General features: G+C 61.0%; 17 protein-coding genes, 1 other RNA gene and 1 pseudogene. 4 read left to right on the top strand and 15 right to left on the bottom strand.

Annotated elements, in window-relative coordinates; genetic code table 11:
• Nucleotides 1–5: 5 nt before the first annotated feature.
• The 9 genes from mraY to rsmI all read right to left on the bottom strand — a co-directional run bounded on the left by mraY (nucleotide 6) and on the right by rsmI (nucleotide 8,948).
• Nucleotides 6–1,088, bottom strand: coding sequence for a phospho-N-acetylmuramoyl-pentapeptide-transferase (gene mraY / locus PSH84_RS01675; RefSeq protein WP_053124966.1), 1,083 nt, complete (start codon nucleotides 1,086–1,088; stop codon nucleotides 6–8).
• Nucleotides 1,088–2,455 carry a UDP-N-acetylmuramoyl-tripeptide--D-alanyl-D-alanine ligase gene (locus tag PSH84_RS01670; RefSeq protein WP_305468365.1) on the bottom strand — a complete coding sequence of 456 codons (1,368 nt, stop codon included), beginning with the start codon at nucleotides 2,453–2,455 and terminating at the stop codon, nucleotides 1,088–1,090. The genes mraY and PSH84_RS01670 overlap by 1 nt, the downstream gene beginning before the upstream one ends.
• Nucleotides 2,448–3,911: a UDP-N-acetylmuramoyl-L-alanyl-D-glutamate--2,6-diaminopimelate ligase gene (locus PSH84_RS01665; protein WP_122567009.1), complete on the bottom strand. Its 1,464-nt coding sequence runs from the start codon at nucleotides 3,909–3,911 to the stop codon at nucleotides 2,448–2,450. Before PSH84_RS01665 ends, PSH84_RS01670 begins: the two co-directional genes overlap by 8 nt.
• A complete protein-coding gene (locus PSH84_RS01660; protein ID WP_163006792.1) occupies nucleotides 3,911–5,650 on the bottom strand; it encodes a peptidoglycan D,D-transpeptidase FtsI family protein in 1,740 nt (579 codons plus the stop codon). The genes PSH84_RS01665 and PSH84_RS01660 overlap by 1 nt, the downstream gene beginning before the upstream one ends.
• Nucleotides 5,650–5,943, bottom strand: coding sequence for a cell division protein FtsL (ftsL, locus tag PSH84_RS01655; protein WP_305468366.1), 294 nt, complete (start codon nucleotides 5,941–5,943; stop codon nucleotides 5,650–5,652). Before ftsL ends, PSH84_RS01660 begins: the two co-directional genes overlap by 1 nt.
• The gene (gene rsmH / locus PSH84_RS01650; protein ID WP_163006791.1) at nucleotides 5,940–6,887 is read right to left on the bottom strand and encodes a 16S rRNA (cytosine(1402)-N(4))-methyltransferase RsmH; all 948 of its coding nucleotides are present in this window, start codon (nucleotides 6,885–6,887) and stop codon (nucleotides 5,940–5,942) included. The genes ftsL and rsmH overlap by 4 nt, the downstream gene beginning before the upstream one ends.
• The gene (mraZ, locus tag PSH84_RS01645) at nucleotides 6,884–7,339 is read right to left on the bottom strand and encodes a division/cell wall cluster transcriptional repressor MraZ (protein WP_003205355.1); all 456 of its coding nucleotides are present in this window, start codon (nucleotides 7,337–7,339) and stop codon (nucleotides 6,884–6,886) included. Before mraZ ends, rsmH begins: the two co-directional genes overlap by 4 nt.
• 308 nt (nucleotides 7,340–7,647) lie before the next feature.
• An RNA gene (gene rnpB / locus PSH84_RS01640) (RNase P RNA component class A) lies at nucleotides 7,648–8,001 on the bottom strand.
• A 74-nt stretch (nucleotides 8,002–8,075) separates the two neighbouring features.
• Nucleotides 8,076–8,948, bottom strand: a complete 873-nt coding sequence (rsmI, locus tag PSH84_RS01635; RefSeq protein WP_122567012.1) for a 16S rRNA (cytidine(1402)-2'-O)-methyltransferase — start codon at nucleotides 8,946–8,948, stop codon at nucleotides 8,076–8,078.
• A 230-nt stretch (nucleotides 8,949–9,178) separates the two neighbouring features.
• Here rsmI and PSH84_RS01630 point away from each other — a divergent pair, with 230 nt between their 5' ends.
• The 4 genes from PSH84_RS01630 to PSH84_RS01615 all read left to right on the top strand — a co-directional run bounded on the left by PSH84_RS01630 (nucleotide 9,179) and on the right by PSH84_RS01615 (nucleotide 12,623).
• Nucleotides 9,179–10,990: a penicillin-binding protein activator gene (locus PSH84_RS01630; RefSeq protein ID WP_122567013.1), complete on the top strand. Its 1,812-nt coding sequence runs from the start codon at nucleotides 9,179–9,181 to the stop codon at nucleotides 10,988–10,990.
• The gene (locus PSH84_RS01625) at nucleotides 10,990–11,352 is read left to right on the top strand and encodes a YraN family protein (protein WP_305468367.1); all 363 of its coding nucleotides are present in this window, start codon (nucleotides 10,990–10,992) and stop codon (nucleotides 11,350–11,352) included. The genes PSH84_RS01630 and PSH84_RS01625 overlap by 1 nt, the downstream gene beginning before the upstream one ends.
• 102 nt (nucleotides 11,353–11,454) lie before the next feature.
• Nucleotides 11,455–12,048 (top strand): phosphoheptose isomerase, encoded by a 594-nt coding sequence (locus tag PSH84_RS01620; RefSeq protein ID WP_007928463.1) that lies wholly within the window; start codon nucleotides 11,455–11,457, stop codon nucleotides 12,046–12,048.
• Nucleotides 12,045–12,623: a BON domain-containing protein gene (locus PSH84_RS01615; RefSeq protein WP_003178201.1), complete on the top strand. Its 579-nt coding sequence runs from the start codon at nucleotides 12,045–12,047 to the stop codon at nucleotides 12,621–12,623. Before PSH84_RS01620 ends, PSH84_RS01615 begins: the two co-directional genes overlap by 4 nt.
• A 1,216-nt stretch (nucleotides 12,624–13,839) precedes the next feature.
• Here the strand turns inward: PSH84_RS01615 and PSH84_RS01610 are convergent.
• The 6 genes and pseudogenes from PSH84_RS01610 to petA all read right to left on the bottom strand — a co-directional run bounded on the left by PSH84_RS01610 (nucleotide 13,840) and on the right by petA (nucleotide 18,035).
• Nucleotides 13,840–14,043, bottom strand: a complete 204-nt coding sequence (locus PSH84_RS01610) for a nucleoid-structuring protein H-NS (RefSeq protein ID WP_305483207.1) — start codon at nucleotides 14,041–14,043, stop codon at nucleotides 13,840–13,842.
• A 205-nt stretch (nucleotides 14,044–14,248) separates the two neighbouring features.
• Nucleotides 14,249–14,662: a ClpXP protease specificity-enhancing factor gene (locus PSH84_RS01605; protein ID WP_122567016.1), complete on the bottom strand. Its 414-nt coding sequence runs from the start codon at nucleotides 14,660–14,662 to the stop codon at nucleotides 14,249–14,251.
• Between the two features lie 16 nt (nucleotides 14,663–14,678).
• Nucleotides 14,679–15,296 (bottom strand): glutathione S-transferase N-terminal domain-containing protein, encoded by a 618-nt coding sequence (locus PSH84_RS01600; RefSeq protein WP_003178195.1) that lies wholly within the window; start codon nucleotides 15,294–15,296, stop codon nucleotides 14,679–14,681.
• 151 nt (nucleotides 15,297–15,447) lie between these two features.
• Nucleotides 15,448–16,231, bottom strand: a pseudogene (locus PSH84_RS01595) (cytochrome c1).
• Nucleotides 16,231–17,442, bottom strand: a complete 1,212-nt coding sequence (locus PSH84_RS01590) for a cytochrome b (protein ID WP_030138561.1) — start codon at nucleotides 17,440–17,442, stop codon at nucleotides 16,231–16,233. Before PSH84_RS01590 ends, PSH84_RS01595 begins: the two are co-directional and overlap by 1 nt.
• Nucleotides 17,442–18,035, bottom strand: a complete 594-nt coding sequence (gene petA, locus PSH84_RS01585) for a ubiquinol-cytochrome c reductase iron-sulfur subunit (protein WP_122567018.1) — start codon at nucleotides 18,033–18,035, stop codon at nucleotides 17,442–17,444. The genes PSH84_RS01590 and petA overlap by 1 nt, the downstream gene beginning before the upstream one ends.
• Between the last annotated feature and the right edge of the window lie 169 nt (nucleotides 18,036–18,204).

Below are 18,204 nucleotides of genomic sequence, written 5' to 3'. Positions count from 1 at the left end.
TCGTTCTACCTCAGCTTCAGGGTGGCAAGGCCGATCAGCACCAGAATCACGGTGATGATCCAGAAACGGACGATCACACGCGGCTCGGGCCAGCCCTTGAGTTCAAAGTGGTGGTGGATCGGCGCCATGCGGAATACGCGGCGGCCGGTCAATTTAAAGGAAGCAACCTGAATGACGACTGACAGGGTCTCCATCACGAACACACCGCCCATGATGAACAGGACGATTTCCTGGCGAACGATGACGGCGATGGTGCCCAGGGCCGCGCCCAGCGCCAGCGCGCCGACGTCGCCCATGAAGACTTGCGCCGGGTAGGTGTTGAACCACAGGAAGCCCAGGCCGGCACCGATCAGCGCACCGCAGAACACGATCAACTCGCCCGCCCCCGGCACATACGGGATCAGCAGGTATTCGGCAAATTTCACGTTACCCGACAGGTAGCAGAAGATCCCCAGCGCGCCGCCGACCATGACCGTCGGCATGATCGCCAGGCCGTCGAGGCCGTCGGTCAGGTTGACCGCGTTGCTCGAACCGACGATCACCAGGTAGGTCAGCACGATGAAACCTGCGCCCAGCGGGATGCTGTAGTCCTTGAGCATCGGCAGGATCAGGGTGGTCTCCACCGGCGAGGCAGCGGTCATATAAAGGAAGATCGCCGCGCCGAGGCCGAACACCGACTGCCAGAAATACTTCCAGCGGCTTGGCAGCCCACGGGAGTTCTTCTCGATGACCTTACGGTAGTCGTCGACCCAGCCGATGGCGCCGAAGAACAGGGTCACCAACAGCACGACCCAGACGTAGCGGTTCGCCAGGTCAGCCCAGAGCAAGGTGCTGATGCCGATGGACGACAGGATCAGCGCGCCGCCCATGGTCGGCGTACCGGATTTGGACAGGTGCGATTGCGGGCCGTCGTTACGGACCGACTGGCCGATTTGCAGGTTCTGCAAAGTGCGGATCATCCACGGGCCCAGGAACAGCGACAACGACAACGCGGTCAGCACACCCAGGATCCCGCGCAGGGTCAGGTACTGGAAGACCGCGAAGCCTTTGTGGAACTGTTGCAGGTACTCCGCTAGCAGCAGCAGCATTAATGTTTCTCCATGGCGGTGCCGCACAGGGCCGCGACGATGTTTTCCATCGCTGCGCTGCGTGAACCCTTGATCAATAAGGTGGTGTTCGGGTCCTGCTCGGCGCCCAGGGCCTGGATCAGTTCGGCCTGGGTGGTGAAATGCCGTGCGTGGTCGCCAAACGCGGCGACCGCATGGGCCATCATTGGACCAACCGCATACAGTGCATCGACCTTGCCGCGTGCATAGGCTCCGACGTCGTGATGGCCCTGTTGCGCCCATTCGCCCAGTTCACCGATATCCCCCAGCACCAGCACGGTACGGCCGGAGAAACCGGCGAGGATGTCCACGGCCGCGCACATGGACGACGGGTTGGCGTTGTAGGTGTCGTCGATCACGCGCATGCCGTTGCTGGCCAGTTGCGCGACGGAGCGACCCTTGACCGGCTGCACGGCGTTCAACCCGGCGACGATGCCCGGCAGCGACACGCCCAGGGCATGGGCGGCAGCCGCGGCGGCCAGGGCGTTGGCAACGTTATGGGTGCCCAGCAGGTTCAATTGGACCCGCTCGGCGCCGTCGGGGCTGTGCAGGTTGAAGGCCGGGCAACCACGGGCATCACGGTCCAGGTCGCTGGCGTAGAAATTCGCGGCGAGGTTGCTCAGGGCAAAGGTCAGCACCTTGCGCTCCCCCGCCCGGGTCTTCCAGATTTCGAAAGCCTTGTCGTCGAGATTCAACACGGCGACGCCATTGGCATCCAGCCCCTCGATGATCTCGCCCTTGGCCTCGACGATTTTTTCCGGGCCACCGAACTCGCCGACATGGGCGGTCCCGGCGTTATTGAGCACCGCCACATGAGGCTTGGTCATGGCCACGGTGTAGGCGATCTCGCCGAGGCGCGAAGCCCCCAATTCAATAACGGCGGCGCTGTGTTCCGGCGCCAGTTCCAGCAAGGTCAGCGGTACGCCAAGGTCATTGTTCAGGTTGCCACGGGTCGCCAGCACCGGACCACGGGTGCGCAGGATGCTGGCAAGCATTTCCTTGACCGTGGTCTTGCCGCTGGAGCCGGTGATGGCCGCGACCGGGTTGCCATACGCCGCACGGTTCAACGCACCGAGCTGGCCCAGGGCCTGCCGAGTGTCGTTGACAAGCAATTGCGGCAACGTACTGTTGCTCACTTCCCGCTCGACCAGGGCCGCGACCGCACCTTTGCCCGCGACCTCGTTCAAGTAATCGTGACCATCGAAACGCGGCCCGGTCAGGGCGACGAACAATTGCCCCGGCGCGATCGCCCGGCTGTCGATGCTGACACCGTCGAAGCTGGCGTCCGTACCGATGAGGCGTGCATTCAGGGCGTTGGTCAGTTCGCTGAGTTTCAGGGCCTTAAGCATGGGCCACCTCCCACGCGGTCAGGGCGTGATCGGCTTCCACCAGGTCGGAAAACGCATGGCGTTCGCCGTTGATTTCCTGATAATCCTCATGGCCCTTGCCGGCCAGGACGATGACATCGTCCGCCGAAGCGCTGGCGATCAACTGGGCAATGGCCTCGCCGCGTCCGGCGACGAAGGTGACGTTATCCACAGCGGTAAAACCGGCGCGGATGTCGTCGAAAATCCGCAGCGGGTCTTCGCTGCGCGGGTTGTCGTCGGTGACCAGCACGCCGTCTGCCAAGCGCTCGACCACTTCGGCCATCAGCGGGCGCTTGCCGCGGTCGCGATCGCCACCGCAGCCGAACAGGCACAGCAACTTGCCCTTGGCATGAGGACGCAGGGCCGTGAGGACTTTTTCCAACGCGTCGGGGGTATGGGCGTAATCGACCACCACCAACGGTTGGGCACCACCGCCCAGGCGCTGCATGCGCCCGGCTGGCCCTTCCAGTTTTGGCAACACCTTGAGAATTTCGTCCAGCGCATAGTCCAGGCCGAGCAAGGCGCCGATGGCCGCCAATACGTTGCTCAGGTTGAAGCGACCCAGCAAGGTACTGCGCACATGGTGCTCGCCCTGGGGCGTGACCAGCGTGGCGCGCACGCCTTCGTCGTCGAACTGCGCCTGACGTATATAAAGGTAGGCGCTGGCATCTTCCAGGCTATAGGTGATCAACCGGGACTCGCGCTTGTCGGCGGCCAGTTGCCGACCGAATTCGTCATCGAGGTTGATGACCCGGCACTTCAAATCATTCCAGGCAAACAGCTTGGCCTTGGCTTCGCCGTAGGCCTGCATGGTGCCGTGGTAATCCAGGTGGTCCCGGGACAGGTTGGTCAACACCGCCACATCGAATGCCAGCGCCGTCACTCGGCCCTGGTCCAGGCCATGGGACGAAACTTCCATCGCAACGGCCTTGGCACCGGCCTTTTTCAGGTCCGCCAGGGTCGCTTGCACGGCAATCGGGTTCGGCGTGGTGTGCAGGCCGCTTTCCAGCGCACCATGAAAACCGTTGCCCAAGGTGCCGACAATGCCGCAATGCTGGCCGAGCAGGTCCAAGGCCTGGGCCACTAGTTGGGTCACGCTGGTCTTGCCGTTGGTGCCCGTCACGCCCACCAGGTTCAGGTGGCGGCTCGGGTCGCCATAAAAACGCCCGGCGATGTCCGACAGCTGCGCCGCCAGGCCCTTGACCGGAATCAATGGCACGTCAGTGATTGGCAGCACGGTGGCGCCTTGCACTTCATAAGCCACGGCAGCCGCGCCACGCTTCAGGGCGTCGGCGATATGGTCGCGACCATCGACACGGGCGCCCGGCACCGCCAGGAACAAGTCCCCAGCACGTACATTACGGCTGTCCAGGGCCAATTCGCGAATCAGCAGATCGTGACCGGCGTGGGCAAAAATCTTGTTCAGGCTCAGGGACATCAGCCACGCCCTCCTTCGGCTTTCAAGGGAATGACCGGTGCGGTATTGGCCTGCTGGGTCGGCGGCAGGTTATCCGGGGTAATGTTCATCAGGCGCAGGGTGCCGGACATCACTTTGCTGAACACCGGCGCCGAGACCAGGCCACCGAAGTAGCCCGCCTTGCTCGGTTCGTCGATGACCACGACGATGGCGTAGCGCGGGTCGCTCATCGGGCCGAAGCCGGCAAACAGCGAGCGGTAGGAGTTCTCGGCGTAGCCTTTGGTGCCCACGGAGGTTTTACGGGCCGTACCCGATTTTCCTGCCACGTGGTAGGCCGGCACCTGGGCGCGATAGACACCGCGCGGCGCCTCGATCACCTGTTGCAGCATGCCCTGCATGGTCTTGGCGACGTTTTCCGGGATCACCTGGGTGGTCTGCGGCGCCTTGTCGGTCTTGATCAGGGTCAGCGGCGCCATGCGCCCGTTGTTCGCCAACGCGGAAAACGCGTGGACCAACTGGATCGCGGTCACGGAAACACCGTAGCCGTAGGACAACGTGGCGGTTTCAGCCTTGCGCCAGTCACGGTAGTTCGGCAGGTTGCCAACACGCTCGCCCGGGAAGCCCAGGCCTGTGTCCTGACCGAGGCCGATTTTCTGGGCCAGCCGATAGATCGTTTCCCCGCCGATATCGAAGGCGATCTTGCTCATGCCGACGTTACTGGAGTTGATCAGGATGCCGGTCAGGTCGAGCACCGGGCCTTCGGTCTTGGACACGTCGCGGATGGTGTACTTGCCGATCTGCAGGGTGCCTGGGTACACCTCGACGGTGTCGCTCGGCTTCCAGCGCCCGGTTTCCAGGGCGGCGGCCATGGACACGGCCTTCATGGTCGAACCCGGCTCGAACACGTCGATCATCGCGCGGTTGCGCATCATCGCCGGTTGCAGGTTGCGACGGTTGTTCGGGTTGTAGGTCGGCTGATTGACCATCGCCAGGATCTCGCCGGTCTTCACGTCCATGATCACCAGGCTGCCGGCCTTGGCACCGTTCTCGACGATGGCATTGCGCAGCTCGCGGTTGGCCAGGTATTGCAGGCGCAGGTCAATGGACAACGCCAAGGGCTTGCCGGCCTTGGCGTTTTTGGTGACTTGGACATCCTTGATCAGCCGGCCGCGCCGGTCCTTGATGACCTGTCGCTTGCCGGCGACCCCGGCGAGCCATTCGTCATAGGCCAGTTCGACACCCTCGCGCCCTCGATCATCGATGTCGGTGAACCCGACCATGTGGGCGGTGACTTCACCGGCCGGGTAGAAACGCCGGAACTCTTCGATGCCGTAGACACCGGGCACTTTCAAGTCGAGCACGCTCTGGCCCTGCTCGGGCGTCAAGCCGCGCACCAGATAAATGAACTCCTTGTTGGCCTGGGCTTCGAGGCGTTCGGCCAGGGCCTTGGGATCCTGCCCGAGGGCGGCGGCCAGCGCCGGCCACTTTTCTTTGGCCTGCTGCATTTCCTTGGCGTTGGCCCACAAGGTGGTCACCGGGGTGCTCACGGCCAGGGGTTCGCCATTGCGGTCGGTGATCAGGCCACGGTGAGCCGGGATCGGAATATGACGCACACTGCGGGCATCGCCCTGTTCCTTGAGGAAGTCACGGTCGACGACCTGCAGGTCGATGATGCGCCAAGAAATCGCCGCCACCATGAGCCCGAGCAAGCCCAGGACCAGACGAAACCGCCACGGGAACAGCGCCCCTTCGAGTTTCATCATGGCGCCACCATCTGCACTTCGGCGGCGCCGGGAATGCGCATTTTCAACTGTTCGGTGGCCAAGACTTCGATACGGCTATGGGCGGTCCAGGTGCTTTGCTCCAGGATCAACCGGCCCCACTCGGCCTGCGCCTTGTCACGCACGCTCAGCTCGCTGTAAAGATTATTGAGCAACTGCCGGTTCCAGTGCGCGCTATAGGAAACGGCGATGGCCGACACGAGCACGCCGATAAACAGCAACAGCATGAAAAAGCTGCCGCCGGGCAGGGGCTTGGCGAAGAGCTTGCTCACCGCAACTTCTCCGCGACACGCATGACGGCGCTACGGGCGCGAGGGTTAGCCTTGAGTTCGGCGTCGGACGCGAACTGCGCTTTGCCATGGATCTTGATTTTCGGCACGAAGGCTTCGAAACGCACCGGCAGGTTGCGCGGCAGGTTATCGGCTTCACCCTTGGTGAGCTTGCGCATGAACAGTTTGACGATGCGGTCTTCCAGGGAATGGAAGCTGATCACCACCAGGCGACCGCCGATCTCCAGCGCTTCCAGCGCCGCCTCGAGACCCACTTCCAGATCGCCCAGTTCGTTATTGACGTGGATGCGCAAGCCCTGGAAAGCCCGGGTCGCCGGGTTCTTGCCCTTTTCCCAGGCCGGATTGGCAACCTTCAGCACCTCGGCCAGGTCGCCGGTGCGCTCGAAAGGCTTGATGTCGCGGCGCTCGACCACGGCGCGGGCCATGCGGCCGGAGAAACGCTCTTCACCGTATTCCTTGAAGACACGGGCGATTTCTTCCACCGGGGCGGTGTTGACGAATTCGGCGGCGCTGATCCCACGGGACGGATCCATGCGCATGTCCAGCGGGCCGTCATTGAGAAAACTGAAGCCGCGCTCCGGGTCGTCCAGTTGCGGCGAAGACACGCCCAGGTCGAGCAGCACGCCACTGACCTTGCCGGCCAGGCCACGCTCGGCAACTTCCGCGCCCAGCTCGGCAAAGCTGCGCTGCACAACGACAAAGCGGCCGTCTTCGGCCGCCAGCGCTTGCCCGGTGGCAATCGCTTGAGGATCCTTGTCGAACCCCAGCAACCGGCCGCCCGGACCAAGCTGGCTGAGAATCAACCGGCTGTGTCCGCCACGCCCGAACGTGCCGTCCAGATAGCAGCCATCAGGACGTACGGCGAGAGCCTCGACGGCTTCGTCAAGCAGTACGGTGATGTGGTTAAAGCCGCTATCAATAGTCACAGGATCAAATCACGCAGTTCATCAGGCATGGCGCCCGGTTGTTGAATAGCAGCAAGGTCAGCGGCAGAAACCGCATTCCAGGCGTCTTCGTCCCACAGTTGGAACTTGTTCAGTTGGCCCACCAGCATCGCGCGCTTGTCCAGCTTGGCGTACTCGCGCAGGCGCGGTGGCACCAGGAAACGACCGCTGCCATCGAGTTCGAGGTCGACGGCATTACCGATCAGCAAGCGTTGCAGGCGGCGGTTTTCTTCACGCAGCGAAGGCAGTGCGCGCAGTTTGGTTTCGATGATTTCCCACTCATCCAGAGGGTAAACACACAAACATGGGTCAACGGCATCGATCGTGACGATTAACTGCCCCGAACTTCGCGAAACGAGCTCGTCACGATACCGGCTGGGCATGGCGAGCCGGCCTTTTGCATCGAGACTGATAGCGTTAGCTCCGCGAAACACGTCAGCGTTTCTCCACTTTTTGGCGTTTTACCTTCAAAAAAACCCACTTCATGCCACTTTCCGCCACTTGCGCACACTATAGGAATGCGCCCACCGCACCGTCAAGGCGCGTAATGAAGGAAAAGCCTTATAGATCGGAGATTTAGGAGCGTTTCAGGAGGGGTAACAAGAATCTGACGTAGGAAAATTCGCCTCAACCTGAAGCAGCACAGGGGACTGCGCGCACAAGTTAAAGTGATTTGTTAAGAGTAAGATTTTTTTGGTATTAGGAACTGCGTCTGCCAGTGATTCCGGCAGGAAGGGAAAAGGTGGAGAGTCGATCTGTAAGCCGGGTTCTGTCTTGAACAGTCATTCGTCTACGATGGCCATCACTGGACATCTTTAGCAACCTACCCGGTCCCAGCGCGGGCCACGCCTTGGGACCCTATTTGGTCTTGCTCCAAGTGGGGTTTACCTAGCCACGAACTGTTGCCAGCCGTGCGGTGCGCTCTTACCGCACCTTTTCACCCTTACCGGCGCCGAAACGCTTAGGCGGTTATTTTCTGTGGCACTTTCCGTAGGCTCACGCCTCCCAGGCATTACCTGGCACTTCGCCCTATGGAGCCCGGACTTTCCTCCCCCCCCTAATTCTCATAGAGGGCAGCGACTGTCCGATCGACTCTCCGCCGCGAAGGTTAACGGTAGAGCGCTTGAAGAACAAGCGCTAAAAGCCCCGGGCCAGCACCGCGCCCCGGTTTCACTGGTCTTTCTGTTTTTCCAGTGCGACCTGATACAGCACATTCTTGCGCTCGCCCGTGATCTGCGCCGCAAGGGCCGCGGCGCGCTTGAGGGGCATTTCCTCGAGCAGCAGGTTCAGGACGCGCATCGCCTCGCTACTGACGGCGTCCTCGCTTTGCGGCGGCGTCCAACCTGCCACCAGCACGACACACTCGCCGCGCTGCTGGTTGCTGTCGCCTTCGACGAAGGCGCGCAATTGGGCCAACGGCAGGCCCTTGAGGGTTTCAAAGGTCTTGGTCAACTCACGGGCCAACAGTGCCTGGCGCTCGGGGCCGAACACCAGCTCCATGTCTTGCAGGCATTCCAGGATGCGGTGCGGTGCCTCATAGAAGATCAACGTGCGCGGCTCTTCCTTTATAGCTTCCAAGCGTGCCCGCCGCCCCACCGCCTTGGCCGGCAGAAAACCTTCGAAGATGAAACGGTCCGACGGCAGGCCTGCCGCCGACAGCGCCGCGATCAACGCGCAAGCCCCCGGCACCGGCACCACGTTGATACCAGCCGCCCGGGCCTGGCGCACCAGGTGGTAGCCGGGGTCGGAAATCAACGGCGTACCCGCATCGGAAATCAGCGCGACGTTATCGCCTGCCAACAACCGGGTAATGAAACGACTGCCTTCGTCTCGCTCATTGTGTTCATGACAGGCCGCCAACGGCGTGGAGATGCCGAAATGTTGCAGCAGGCGCTGGGAGTGGCGGGTGTCTTCAGCCGCGATCAGCGCCACCTCCTGCAGGATTTTCAGCGCCCGAGCACTGATATCGTCCAGGTTGCCGATGGGCGTCGCCACCACATAAAGCGAGCCGGCAGCGGAATTCAAAGCACCTGGAGCAGTCAAAACGCGCACCTCATGATCGTAAAAACCGCCATTGTAGCGTGTGCCAGCCATCTCAGTTGTTCACATCAGCCATTGTGGTGAGTGTCGCCACCTGAGTGAGTAGCGGCTTTTGTGCTGCGCCGCACTCTTTGAAATACCTAAATTGATCGATTCACGCCACTAACATCGCGCCCCGGCCAGTGCTTGGGTACAATTCGACGCTAATTTGATCTCGTATCAGGAACACTTACATGATCGCTTGCCTGCGGCTGCTCTCCGCCCTCTGCCTCGCTGCCCTCCTGGCGGCCTGCGCCAGCTCGCCCTCGTCCAGCCTTGGCGAACTTCCACGCACCCCGGATGCCAGTATCGAGCAGTTGCTCGAACAGGCCAACCAAAGCAAAACCCCGGAAAAAGCCGCCCTGCTGCGCCTGAGCGCCGCAGACCTGGCCTACCGCCAGGGCAATGCCGGCCAGTCCGCACAAATCCTGCAACAAGTGCCGATGGAACAACTCAAGCCCGGCCAGCAGATTTTCGCCAGCACGCTGTCGGCTGAACTGGCGATGACCCGCAACCAGCCCAAGGCCGCACTGACCGCCCTGAGCCACCCAAGCCTGCAACACCTGAGCGAAATGCCGGTGGAGCAGCAGGTCCGCACCGGCACCGTTCGCGCCCGCGCCCTCGAGGCCGATGGCCAGACCCTGGCCGCCGCCAAGGAGCGCATCTTCATCGCGCCTCTGCTGGAGAACGACGCCGCGGCGAAAAATCACGAAGCCATCTGGTCGCTGATCGCCTCCCTGCCCACCGATCAGTTGCAGCCAGCCTCCAACGATGACCTCGGCGGCTGGCTGAGCCTGGCCCAGGCCGTCAAGACCGCCGGCACCCTGGAACAGCAGCAGGCAGCCATCGACCATTGGCGCGAACAGAACCCGAAACACCCCGCCGCCCTGCAACTGCCGACGCCCCTGGTCAAACTCAAGGAGCTGGCCAGCCAGCCACTGAGCAAGATCGCCCTGCTGCTGCCACAGAGTGGCCAGTTGGCCGCGGTTGCCAAGGCCTTGCGTGAGGGTTTCATGGCCGCGCACTACCAGGCCCAGCAGGCCGGGCAGACGCCGCCAAGCATCCAGTTCTACGACAGCGCCAGCCTGACCTCCATGGACGAGCTCTATCGCAAGGCCCAGGCCGACGGCGTGCAACTGGTCATCGGCCCGCTGGAAAAACCCCTGGTCAAGCAGATCAGCACCCGCCCGCAATTGCCGATCACCACCCTGGCGCTGAATTACAGCGAAGGCGAACAAGGGCCACCGCAACTGTTCCAGTTCGGCCTGGCACCTGAGGATGAAGCCCGTGAAGTGTCCCGTCGCGCCCGCGCCGATGGCCTGCACCGCGCAGCTGCCATGGTGCCGAAGGGCGAATGGGGCGATCGTGTACTGAAGGCCTTCAGCCAGGACTGGCAGGCCAACGGCGGCACCATCGTCGCCATCGAACGGGTCGACCAGCCGGTCCAACTGGCCCAGCAGATCGCCGACATGTTCCAGTTGCGCCAGAGCGAAGGTCGCGCCAAGAGTCTGCAAAGCACCGTTGGCACCACAGTCGCGGCACAGCCGTCCCGTCGCCAGGACATCGAGTTCATCTTCCTGGCCTCGACACCGCAGCAGGCCCAGCAGATCAAGCCGACCCTGAACTTCCAATACGCCGGCGACGTGCCGGTCTACGCGACGTCTTCGGTGTTCAGCGCCAGCGGCGACCAGAACCAGTACAACGACATGAGCGGTATCCGTTTCTGCGAGACCCCGTGGCTGCTCGACGCCAATGACCCGTTGCGCAAGCAGGTCACCGCGCAGTGGCCCCAGGCGGCTGGCAGCCTGGGTCGGTTGTACGCGATGGGCGCGGACGCCTATCGCTTGGCACCACGCCTGGGCCAGCTCAAGACGTTGCCGGACAGCCGCATCGAAGGCCTGTCGGGCAGCCTGGCCGTGTCTCCCACCCAGCGTGTACAGCGTCAACTGCCATGGGCCGAGTTCGTCAACGGCCAAGTGCAGCGCCTGCCGGACACCCAGCGCTGATGCCTGACCGATCATGCCAGCAAAGCGGACGGGATGCCGAGGGCCAGGCCCTCGCGCATCTCCAGCAACACGGCCTGCGGCTGGTGGCGCAGAACTGGTTGTGCAAACGCGGCGAGCTTGATCTGGTCATGCTTGACGGCGATACAGTAGTATTCGTCGAAGTCCGCTACAGAAAAAATACCCAATGGGGTGGCGCGCTCGACAGCATTGACGAGCGCAAGCGCCGGAAGCTGGTGTTCGCCGCGCAGTATTTCCTGCAACGCGAATCTCGCTGGGCCGATTATCCCTGCCGCTTCGACGTGGTTGCCATCGACAGCGACGCCGCCCAGTTGAACTGGCTGCAGAACGCCTTCGACAGCTGAGCGCCCATGCCGAGCCGGACACCTTCACCTAACTCTTTTGCTCTTTGCTTTGCGCGCCGCACATGTTTGTGCCCATAAGCCGCGCTACTTAAGGTCACACAGATGGACATGCAATCGCGAATTCGCCAGCTTTTTCAGGCCAGTATCGACACCAAGCAACAGGCGATGGACGTACTTGCACCGCACATCGAGCAAGCCAGCCAAGTGATGGTCAACGCCTTGCTCAACGAGGGCAAGATGCTTTCGTGCGGCAATGGTGGCTCGGCCGGCGACGCCCAGCACTTCTCCTCGGAACTGCTCAACCGCTTCGAGCGTGAACGCCCGAGCCTGCCGGCGATCGCCCTGACCACCGACAGCTCGACGATCACCTCGATTGCCAACGACTACAGCTACAACGAAGTCTTCTCCAAACAGATCCGCGCCCTGGGCCAACCCGGCGATGTGCTGCTGGCGATTTCCACCAGCGGCAACTCGGCCAATATTATTCAAGCGATCCAGGCCGCACATGATCGCGAAATGATTGTCGTAGCATTGACCGGTCGTGACGGCGGTGGCATGGCATCACTGCTATTGCCCGAAGACGTCGAGATCCGCGTACCGGCCAATGTCACCGCACGTATCCAGGAAGTCCACCTGCTGGCGATCCACTGCCTTTGCGACTTGATCGACAGCCAACTGTTCGGGAGTGAAGAATGACCCCTAATCGCCTAGGCCTTCTGGCCCTGACCCTATGCCTCGGCATCAGCGGCTGCACATCGGTGGTTAACGCCAGCCGGGAAAAGCCGATTGAAGACGACCGCGGCACCCGCACCTTCGGCAGCAAGATCGACGACTCCCTGATTGAAACCAAGGTCGGCGTGAACATCGCCAAGGCCGACCCGGACCTGGACAACAACTCGCACATCGTCGTTACCAGCTTCAACGGTGTCGTGCTGTTGGCCGGCCAGACCCCGCGTGCCGACCTCAAGGCCAAGGCCGAGCAGGAAGCCAGCGCCGTGCAACGGGTCAAGACCGTGCACAACGAACTGCAGGTCCTGCAACCTTCCTCGCTGCTGGCGCGCCAGAATGACGCCTGGCTGACCACCAAGATCAAGACCCAGATGCTCACCGACGCCAGCATTCCTGGCTCGCGCATCAAGGTTGTGACCGAGAATGGCATTGTCTATTTGCTGGGGTTGTTGACCAAGAAAGAGGCCGCGCAGGCGACTAATTTGGTGCAGGGTGTGTCCGGGGTGCAGAAAATCGTCAAGTTGTTTGAGTACATTGACTGATACTTCAGTGGCCCAAGAAAAACGGCGCTTCTTCCGAGACGGAAAGCGTCGTTTTTTTTGGCTTCGTTTTTTGGTGTCGGCGTGTATATCCGTTGCTGCGGTAACGGCGGCTTAGGGTTCCGCCCTTACGGCGGGTCACTTTTGAGAAGCGCAAAAGTAACCAAAACGCTTCTGCCCCACCACTTGGCACCTCGCCTAGGCTCAGTGTGCCCTCACTCCGGCATTGCTCCGTGGGCCCGCCGCGAAGGGCCATCCATGGCCCAGCGCGGCTATCCCGGCATCCATGCCGGGATGCCCACTCCACAATGCCTGCGTTCGGCCATCGTGGTTAACGGGGCGCCCGAGATCAACGTCCACCGCGAGGCGGCCTGATAGCCGACCTGGTTCTTGGTCGGATCGCGTTTCTGCCGCAGGAATGAGTGTGGGAGCGAGCCTGCTCGCGACGGTGGTGGTTCAGCCACATGGGTGTTGGGCTTTCCGGCCTCATCGCGAGCAAGCTCGCTCCCACAGGGGGGCTGTGTTTGGACATGAATTTTGTGCCCACTGAAGATCGAATGTGGGAGCGAGCTGGCTCGCGATGGCGGTGGTTCGGTCACATGGATGTTGAGCTGCAGGCCTCATCGCGAGCAAGCTCGCTCCCACAGGGGGCTGTGTTTGGATATGAATTTTGTGCCCACTGAAGATCGAATGTGGGAGCGAGCTGGCTCGCGATGGCGGTGGTTCAGTCACATGGATGCTGGGCTTGCCGGCCTCTTCGCGAGCAAGCCCGCTCCCACAGGGGGTCTGTGTTTGGACATGAATTTTGTGCCCACTGAAGATCGAATGTGGGAGCGAGCTTGCTCGCGATGGCGGTGGGTCAGTCACATGGATGCTGGGCTTGCTGGCCTCATCGCGAGCAAGCTCGCTCCCACAGGGGATCTGTGTTTGGACATGAATTTTGTGCTCACTGAAGATCGAATGTGGGAGCGAGCCTGCTCGCGACGGTGGTGGTTCAGTCACAAGGATGTTGGGCTTGCCGGCCTCATCGCGAGCAAGCTCGCTCCCACAGGGGGTCTGTGTTTGGACATGAATTTTGTGCCCACTGAAGATCGAATGTGGGAGCGAGCTTGCTCGCGATGGCGGTGGTTCAGTCACATGGATGCTGGGCTTGCCGGCCTCTTCGCGAGCAAGCCCGCTCCCACAGGGGAAACGCGGTCCCCATCAAGAGCCAGGTCGGCTATAAGGCCGCCTCGCGGTGGACGTTGATCTCGGACGCCCCGTTAACCACGATGGCCGAACGCAGGCATTGTGGAGTGGGCATCCCGGCATGGATGCCGGGATAGCCGCGCTGGGCCATGGATGGCCCTTCGCGGCGGGCCCACGGAGCAATGCCTTCGTTCGGGCATGCCGAGCCTAAGCGAGGCACCAAGTGGTGGGGCATGTAGCGTTTTGGTTACTTTTGCGCTCTTCAAAAGTGACCCGCCGTAAGGGCGGAACCCTAAGCCGCCGTTACCGCAGCAACGGATATACACACAAACCATGACACCACAAAAAAAAATGCCCGTATCTCACGACACAGGCATTTTCCTAACCAAGCTGCCAGGCTTTCACCCAGTCCATGACCGGATGGCCTTTAGCACAACCCGCTATTTCACCACTTTCAAACTCGGCCGCCCGCTAGGACGCGGCGGCTCGTCATCCGGTGGCGGCAGGTCATCATCCGGCTCGAACTCTTCTTCACCGTCCAACGGCGTTTCCAGCTCAAACACCATACCCTGGCCATTCTCCCGGGCATAAATCCCCAGAATCGCAGCAACAGGCACGTACAGGGTGTGTGGCACACCACCGAAACGCCCTTCAAAGCTGACGGCGTCATTATCCATATGCAGGTGACGCACAGCGGCTGGCGACACGTTCAAAACAATCTGCCCATCATTGGCAAAACCCTGCGGCACCTGCACCGACGGAAACTCGGCGTTGACCAGCATGTGCGGGGTGCAATCATTGTCCACAATCCACTCGTAGAGCGCGCGGACCAGATAAGGTCGACTGGAGTTCATAGCGGCTCCCTAAGCCTTAGCGCATGTCGCGTTCGACGCCAGACAGACTCGCCTGGAATGCCTCACGCGCAAATTGGCGCTCCATATAATCAAGCAGCGGCTTGGCAGGCCGCGGCAGTTCGATACCCAGAATCGGCAAACGCCAGAGTATGGGCAATAGGCAGCAATCCACCAGACTTTGTTCCTCACTGAGGAAAAACGGTTTGTCGACGAACAGCGGCGATACGCCCGTCAGGCTTTCACGCAACTCCTTGCGCGCCACGACCCGCGCCGGCTCCTTGGTCCGGGAATCCAGGATCAGATCCACCAACCCGCACCAGTCACGCTGGATGCGATGGATCAGCAAACGGCTGTTGGCACGCGCGACAGGATAAACCGGCAGTAAAGGTGGATGCGGATAACGCTCATCCAGGTATTCCATCACCACGGTCGACTCCCACAACGCCAGGTCACGATCGACCAGTGTGGGCAGGCTACCGTAAGGGTTCACTTCGATCAGCTTCGGCGGCTGACGACCCGCTTCGACGTAAATGATCTCGGCGCTGACACCCTTCTCTGCCAGTACGATACGTACCCGGTGGGAATAGTGGTCGGCGGGGTCGGAGTAACAGGCCAACCGATTGGTCACGCCCATGGCGATCCTCCTCGCTTGTTGAAATTATCGAAAAACGGAAAAACGAGCGCGCCCAGAGGGCGTCTCCCGTAACACCTGGCGGGCCAGGTTCGTTACATATCTAGAGACGCCCTTGGGCGCGCACGATTAACAGCAATGGCTTACAGCTTTATCAATGCACGTCTTTCCAGTATTCACGCTTGAGCAGGTAAGCGAATACGAAGAAGAACGCCAGGTACAGCAATACATAGGTACCGATGCGCTGATGCTCCAGCTTCACCGGGTTGGCCGAATAGGCCAGGAAGGTCACCAGGTTCTTGACCTTCTCATCGAACTGCTCCGGGGTCAGGCTGCCGGTGTTCGGCAATACGGTCAGCTGGTCGCAGGCTTCATGGGTCAAAGCGGAGCCTGTCAGCGGGTCGAATTGCTTTTTGCCGTCTTCAACGATCTGAACCTGTTTGCAGCCTACCACCTGACGCCCCTGGAGGCCGACCAGAACGTTAGGCATGCCGACGTTCGGGAAGACCTTGTTGTTCACACCCCAAGGACGTGCAGGGTCTTCGTAGAACGAACGCAGGTAACCGTAAAGCCAGTCGGTGCCACGCACACGGGCCACCAGGGTCAGGTCCGGCGGCGCGGCGCCGAACCAGGTCTTGGCGTCCGCAGGCTGCATGCCGATGGTCATGTGATCGCCCAGTTTGGCACCGGTGAACACCAGCTTCTCGAGCATCAGCTCGTGGGGGATGCCCAGGTCATCGGCAACGCGCTCGTAGCGCTGGAACTTGGCACTGTGGCAACCCATGCAGTAGTTGGCGAACGTACGTGCGCCGTCCTGCATGGCCGCTTTGTCGGAAACGTCGATGTCGACCTTTTTCCAGTTCCGGCCCACTCGACGTGGACGCAAAGGACAGTACGGGCAAAGCAGCAAGAATCAGTACAGAAAATAGCTTTTTCATCAGCCAGTCACCCTTTCCGGAACCGGTTTGGTCTTCTCGAGCCTGGTGTAGAACGGCATCAGAATGAAGTAGGCGAAGTACAGGAAGGTGCAAACCTGCGACAGCAGCGTACGCCCCGGTGTCGGTGCCAGTACGCCCAGCACGCCCAGGATCACGAACGAGATGCAGAACACCACGAGCCAGATCTTGCTCAGCCAGCCTTTGTAGCGCATCGACTTGACGGGGCTGCGGTCCAGCCACGGCAGGACGAACAGCACGGCGATGGCCGCGCCCATGGCAATAACGCCCAATAGCTTGTCCGGAATCGCTCGCAGAATCGCGTAGAACGGCGTGAAGTACCAGACCGGGGCAATGTGCTCAGGGGTCTTGAACGCGTTCGCCTGTTCGAAGTTCGGCTTCTCGAGGAAATAACCGCCCATTTCCGGGAAGAAGAACACGATGGAGCAGAAGATGAACAGGAAGACCACCACGCCGACGATGTCTTTCACGGTGTAGTACGGGTGGAAGGCGATGCCATCCAGCGGTACGCCGTTCTCGTCCTTGTGTTTCTTGATGTCCACGCCATCCGGGTTGTTCGAGCCGACTTCGTGCAGCGCGAGGATGTGCAGCACCACCAGACCGAGGATCACGATCGGCAGGGCGACCACGTGCAGGGCGAAGAAGCGGTTCAGGGTGATGCCCGAGATCAGGTAGTCACCACGGATCCACTGGGTCAGGTCGTCACCGATGACCGGGATCGCACCGAACAGCGAGATGATCACCTGGGCGCCCCAGTAGGACATCTGGCCCCACGGCAGCAAGTAACCCATGAAGGCCTCTGCCATCAGCGCCAGGTAGATCAGCATGCCGAAGACCCACACCAGCTCACGCGGCTTCTGGTACGAACCGTAGAGCAAGCCACGGAACATGTGCAGGTAGACCACGATGAAGAACGCCGAAGCGCCGGTGGAGTGCAGCAGACGCAGGATCGAGCCGTACTCGACGTCGCGCATGATGTATTCGACGGAGGCAAACGCTTCTTCCGCCGACGGGGTGTAGCTCATGGTCAGCCAGACACCGGTGACGATCTGGTTGACCAGAACGAGCAGTGCCAGGGAACCAAAAAAGTAGAAGAAGTTGAAGTTTTTCGGAGCGTAGTACTTGCTGAGATGGTCTTCCCACATTTTGGTCGCGGGAAAGCGCGCATCAACCCAATCCATTAGTTTGCTCATCACGCTTTCTCCGTATCGACGCCAACGACAATGATGTCATCGGTCTCATAGGAATGCGGGGGAACTGGCAGGTTCAGAGGTGCAGGTTGCGACTTGTAGACGCGACCGGCCAGGTCGTAGTGGGAGCCGTGGCATGGGCAGAAATAACCACCGACCCAATCCTTGCCCAAATCGGCAGGGGCCACTTCAGGGCGGAACGTTGGCGAGCAACCCAGGTGCGTACAAATACCGATCAGCAGCAAAACCTCTGGCTTGATCGAACGCGTTTCAGGATTGACGTATTCCGGTTGGACCGAGTTCTTGGAGGTCGGGTCGGACAACTGACCCTCGATCTTTTTCAGATTCCCCAGGATTTCCTCTGTACGGCGGACGATGAACACCGGCTGGCCGCGCCACTCAGCAATCATCTGCTGGCCTGGCTCGATCTTGCTGACATTCACTTTCACCGGTGCACCTGCGGCTTTCGCCTTGGCGCTGGGAAACCATGACCCCACGAACGGGACCGCAGCCCCCACCGCTCCTGCAGCACCCACCACGGATGTGGCTGCTACCAGGAAGCGACGCCGGCCTGCATTCACGCCGTCATTGCTCATTCAGTCCTCTCCCATCAGCTTTGTGGCCTGTTAGATCAGGCGTCTACTAAGTAAAAATCTGAACTTATAAAAATTTTGCCGAATGGTAATGAAAAGCCCCAATTCTGACAAGGTAATTACCAAGCGGCCAAACCGCCAAGCCTTGTAGTATAGGGGCTCTACGAATGTG

It is taken from the genome of Pseudomonas beijingensis, from assembly GCF_030687295.1.
In the GTDB taxonomy this organism is placed as follows: Bacteria; Pseudomonadota; Gammaproteobacteria; order Pseudomonadales; family Pseudomonadaceae; genus Aquipseudomonas; species Aquipseudomonas beijingensis.
Note: the sequence above shows the minus strand (reverse complement) of the source record. Positions and strands in the feature narration are given on the sequence as shown.